Origin of the sequence: Arthrobacter sp. AG367 (assembly GCF_007828995.1) — a bacterium.
In the GTDB taxonomy this organism is placed as follows: Bacteria; Actinomycetota; Actinomycetes; order Actinomycetales; family Micrococcaceae; genus Arthrobacter.
Window position 1 is genome coordinate 1 of record NZ_VIVE01000018.1, and the last position, 4,527, is coordinate 4,527.

Genomic DNA, 4,527 nt, shown 5'->3' on the forward strand with positions numbered 1-4,527 from the left:
CGTTCAGTAAGGGGTTTGGCCGCTATCTTTCCGCTTCAGCGGCGGCGACTCAGAAAACAATACCCGCCCCCACACCCAACCGCAAATCGACCCCCGGGGGCCTCTTGTGCTGCCGGAAACCCCGGAATTCCGCGGTTTCCGGCAGCGTGGGCAAGAGATTTCCGCTTCTGAAGCTCGTTTGCTGCTTCTATGGAGTGGCTCACATCCGAAGAGGAGCCGAGGGAGTAGCCGAAGGGGGAGCCGGGACTTCCCTACCCCAGTACCTTGAGGACCACTTCGAAGTCGGCCTGCCTCGGCTTCAGCCGGTACGGCTCCAGAACGCCGGGGCCGCAGGCGGCGGTGCCAACGCCACGCATGAGATGGTCCACGTAGATGTAGCTCCGCCCGTCCGGCACCAGATCCGGCCTGTGGTTTGCGGCATCCAGAGCCTGCATGCTGTACGGCCGGACTGTGAGGGCAAAGGGCTCGCCGGAAAGGTGCAGCTCCCTTCCGCCGGCGTGCAGGACAGCGGACCGCACGCCGGACCGGGCTCCCGACTCCTGGGGACGGACGTACTCAACGTCCAGCGCGGCAAGGGGCAGCTCGAACCATCCCGTCCGCGCACCCTGGCCGGTGTCCGGGTAGCCCTGGTGCGGGCCCTGGCCGAACCACCGCACCCCGGTGGTCCGGGAACCCAGCACCAGCTCCAGCCCGATCCGCGCCCATTCCACCTCGAAGCCGGCATTGACCCAGTCCCCCACGGGCCTGACCTGCGTCCGTAGTCCCAGGGAGTCGGAGCTGGCGGTCCACAGGTAATCCACCAGCACACCGAACTGCTTGTCCGCGGCACCCATGCGCGTGCTGACGCGCAGGTACTCTCCGCCGTCAGGAGAAGATTCCGCCCGGATGCCCAGCAGGCGGGTGCGGAGCCGGTCGAGTCCTGCGTCCTTCCACTGCGTCGCAAGGGGCCGTTCGTCCGGGCTTCCCCACTCGCGGCCGAGGTCGTTGTCGGTCGGGGGCCACCACAGGACCAGGCCGAACTTTTCCACGGGAAGTCCGCCAATGGATGTGGGCATGCCGGTTGCCCGGTTGAACACCGCGGTACCCAGCTGCAATTCGTCCTGGCCGGCCTCCACCAGGTCCCGGGCCTGCACCCCCGTGCCTGGTGAGGCAAGGCGGACAGCCTGCCCCCAGGCAACCTCGTGTCCTGCGGCAGCCCACCCAGTATCGGCGGCCAGCACAGCGCTGACGGTGAGCACCGCACCCGCGTCCTGCGCCAACCCCGCCACACACGCGGCAACCTCCGCCGGCAGCTCAACAACAGCCGTGGACTGCGCCGCAAGCGGCGCAACGGCCACCGTTCCCTCCAACCGTGTTCCGCCGTCGTCCTCCACCTTGTACTCAAAGCGGTAGGCGGAGGTGTCCGCAAAGTCCTGCCGGTTCCGCAGCGTGAAGCGGGCCCATGGGGAGGAAACGTCAATGCCCAGAGGCTCGATGACCTTCTTGAAATCCAACAGCCCGGGACGAGGTTTGCGGTTGGCATCAACCAGCCCGTCCGTGACGAAGTTGCCGTCGTGGACTTCCTCGCCAAAGTCCCCGCCGTAAGCGAAGTGTTCACCGCCGCCCGGGGAGGGAACAAGGATCCCGTGCTCCAGCCACTCCCAGACAAAACCGCCCATCAGCCGCGGATACGTGTCGAACAGGTCCTGGTACTCGGTCATGCCACCCGGCCCGTTTCCCATGGCATGCACATATTCGCACAGCACGAACGGCATGGCTCGGCGCCGAGCGTCCAGTTCGGCGTCCTCAAGCGCCGGCTCGATGCCCTGCCCGATGAGCGCCGTCTCGGCCTGGCTGGCATACATCCGGGAGTAGACGTCCACGTACGGTGAGGACCAGTCGCCCTCGTAGTGGATGGGACGGGACGGGTCACGGTCCTTGGCCCAGCGGGACATCGCCGCAAGGTTCCGGCCGGTGCCTGCCTCGTTGCCCAGCGACCACATGATCACGGAAGGGTGGTTCTTGTCGCGCTCAAGGGTTCGCTGCATCCGGTCCAGCAGGGCCTCCTCCCACTGCGGATCGTCGCTGGGGTTCTGTGCCCAGCCGGCGCTGTGGAAGCCGTGCGTTTCCAGGTCGCATTCCAGGACTACGTAGAAACCCAGCTGGTCTGCCAGCGCCAGGAACTCCGGGTGCGGCGGGTAGTGCGAGGTCCGGATGGCATTGATGTTGTGTTGCTTCATCAGCCGCAACTCCGCCTCCACCACGTCCCGCGGGACCACACGGCCCAGCCGGGGGTGGTGCTCGTGGCGGTTCACTCCCCGGAGCAGGATCCGGCGGCCGTTCACCTTGAACTGCGCGTCCTCGATGACGATGCTGCGGAAACCCACCTGCAGGGCAACGGTCTCGCCCGGGGTGCTGACCGTTGCGCCATAGAGGCGGGGAACTTCGGCGGACCAGGGCTGCACGCCGGGGACACGCTGCTCCGCCCCTGCTGGAAGTTCCTGGCCAAGTTCCGGAATGCGTACGACGGCGTCAATCGCCCGCCCGGCCCGGCTCACCTCGACGCGGAGCGTGCCCTCGCCCGTGCCCGGCTCATAGCCGGCGTGGACGAAGACGTCGTCGATGCCGTCCACCGGCCGCGCCTGCAGGGTGACGTCCCGGAAGATCCCCGGGAGCCACCACATGTCCTGGTCCTCCACATAGCTGGCGGCGGAGAACTGGGCCACCCGCACGGCCAGCGTGTTGGCTCCCTCGACCAGGATGCCGGACACGTCGAATTCGTGGGCCAGGCGGCTTCCGCGGGTGGTCCCGAGCTCCACTCCGTTCAGCCACACGGTTCCGGCCGAGTCGATGCCGTCGAACCGGAGCACGGCGTGCGGGAAGAACTCCGGGCCGGCCTCAAAGGTCACCAGGTGATCGCCGATGGGGTTGGCGTCCGGTGCGTAGGGAGGTTCCACCGGGAAGGGAAACTGCACGTTGGTGTAGGCCGGAGAGCCGTGCCCGTGCATGTTCCAGCTGGAGGGGACGGGCAGCAGGGTGAAGCCGGAGAGGTCATTGCCCTGCTGCCAGTCGTCGTGTGGGGCCGTCCGGATTCCCGGGCTCAGCCGGAACTGCCATTCTCCGTTGAGTGGGAGCCGGGGTGCGTCGGACTCCAGGTAGGCCCGCGCCGGGAGGCTTCCCCGGCCGGGTCCCAGCGAGGCTAATTCTGCGACGTCTGCGGCAGCCGGATCGAGTCTGCGGTAGGAGGGTTTGGTCGCCGGAGCGGAGCCGTGGCCGGCAGTTGCGGCAGGGGTGTGGGCTGGCATGGAGGTCCTTGAAGGGAGTTTCGGAAGTGCCTACGTGAACGTTCACGCAGTTGCATGTTAAGCCTATCCGCTCGGTCATGATTTGAGTAGGGGTCAGGCTGATTGCCGGAGGACCAGTTGGTGCTGCAGGGTCAGGTGGGCGCCTGGGGTGCGGTCCTGGATGGCACCTGTGAGTAAACCATCCAGGAGTCCGACGGCGGCGCGGCCCACGGCGCGCAGGTCCAGTGCGAGGGTGGTCAGCTCAGGTGTGAGCAGTTCCCCCAGCGGTATCCCGTCCATGCCGATGACGGCACACTCATTGGGGACGGAGGTGCCTGACTCCCGCAGTGCCTTCAAGGCGCCGGCTGCCATCAGGTCGTTGAAGGCGAGGATGCCATCGGGGCTCCCGCCTCCGGCCAGATGGAGGGCCACCGCCGACCGTGCCGCGGCCGCCGATGGCTGTGCCTGGAGGCGGGCGAGCTGGATGCCTGCCTCCGCTGCCACCGCGGCGGCGGCCGCGCTCCGGCTGCCGGCGGGGCCGCCCTGGTCCGAGTCCAGGAAGAGGATGCTCCTGCACCCGTGGGATGCGAGATGGCGGAGGGCGAGCCTGGCAGCGTGACGGTAGTCAAAGGAGATGCTGCCGGCGGTGCCGGCGTCCGGGGAGTCAAGGGCGACGACGGGACGGCGGCCCATCAGCGCCTGCGCCTCGTCCTGGTGGGGTGCAAGGTATCCGATCAGTGCATCCACCTGGGGCGCAAGCCGCGCGGCGGCGTCAACGGCGCTGCCGGTCCCGTGGCCGTAGTCGTCCACCACCACGTTCCAGCCGCGCTCCGTGGCGGCCTCCACCACGCTTGAGGCAAAGGCCGGGAAATAGGGGTTGGTCAGGTCCGGGATGGCGAGGCCAACAGAGATCCGCGCGCCCTGCACAAGGCCCTTGGCGAAGCGGCTGGGGCTGTAGCCCATTTCTGCTGCGAGCTTTTGGACCCGGGCGCGGGTTTCCGCGCTGATGCCTGCCATGTCATTCATGGCCCGGGTGACGGTTTGGCGCGATACGCCTGCAGCGGCTGCCACATCCAGGATGGTTGCACGCCGGTCCCTGGGACTGGGCGTTCGGGGGGTCATAAACGGTAAGTCTAGGCGGTGGTGAAGGCCCGTTTTGATACCGGTGATTGGTGGGTTAAATGTGGGAGGCCCCAACCTGGTGGTTGGGGCCTCGACCAATGTGTGTCCGGCGGTGACCTACTCTCCCACACCCTCCCGGGTG

The 4,527-nt window shown here is 67.6% G+C and carries 2 protein-coding genes; both read right to left on the minus strand.

The features are described from left to right. Nucleotides 1–251: 251 nt before the first annotated feature. Nucleotides 252–3,284, minus strand: a complete 3,033-nt coding sequence (locus tag FB478_RS20995) for a glycoside hydrolase family 2 TIM barrel-domain containing protein (RefSeq protein ID WP_134166164.1) — start codon at nt 3,282–3,284, stop codon at nt 252–254. 93 nt (nt 3,285–3,377) lie between these two features. Beyond that, a complete protein-coding gene (locus tag FB478_RS21000; RefSeq protein WP_056392127.1) occupies nt 3,378–4,385 on the minus strand; it encodes a LacI family DNA-binding transcriptional regulator in 1,008 nt (335 codons plus the stop codon). Nucleotides 4,386–4,527 lie beyond the last annotated feature (142 nt).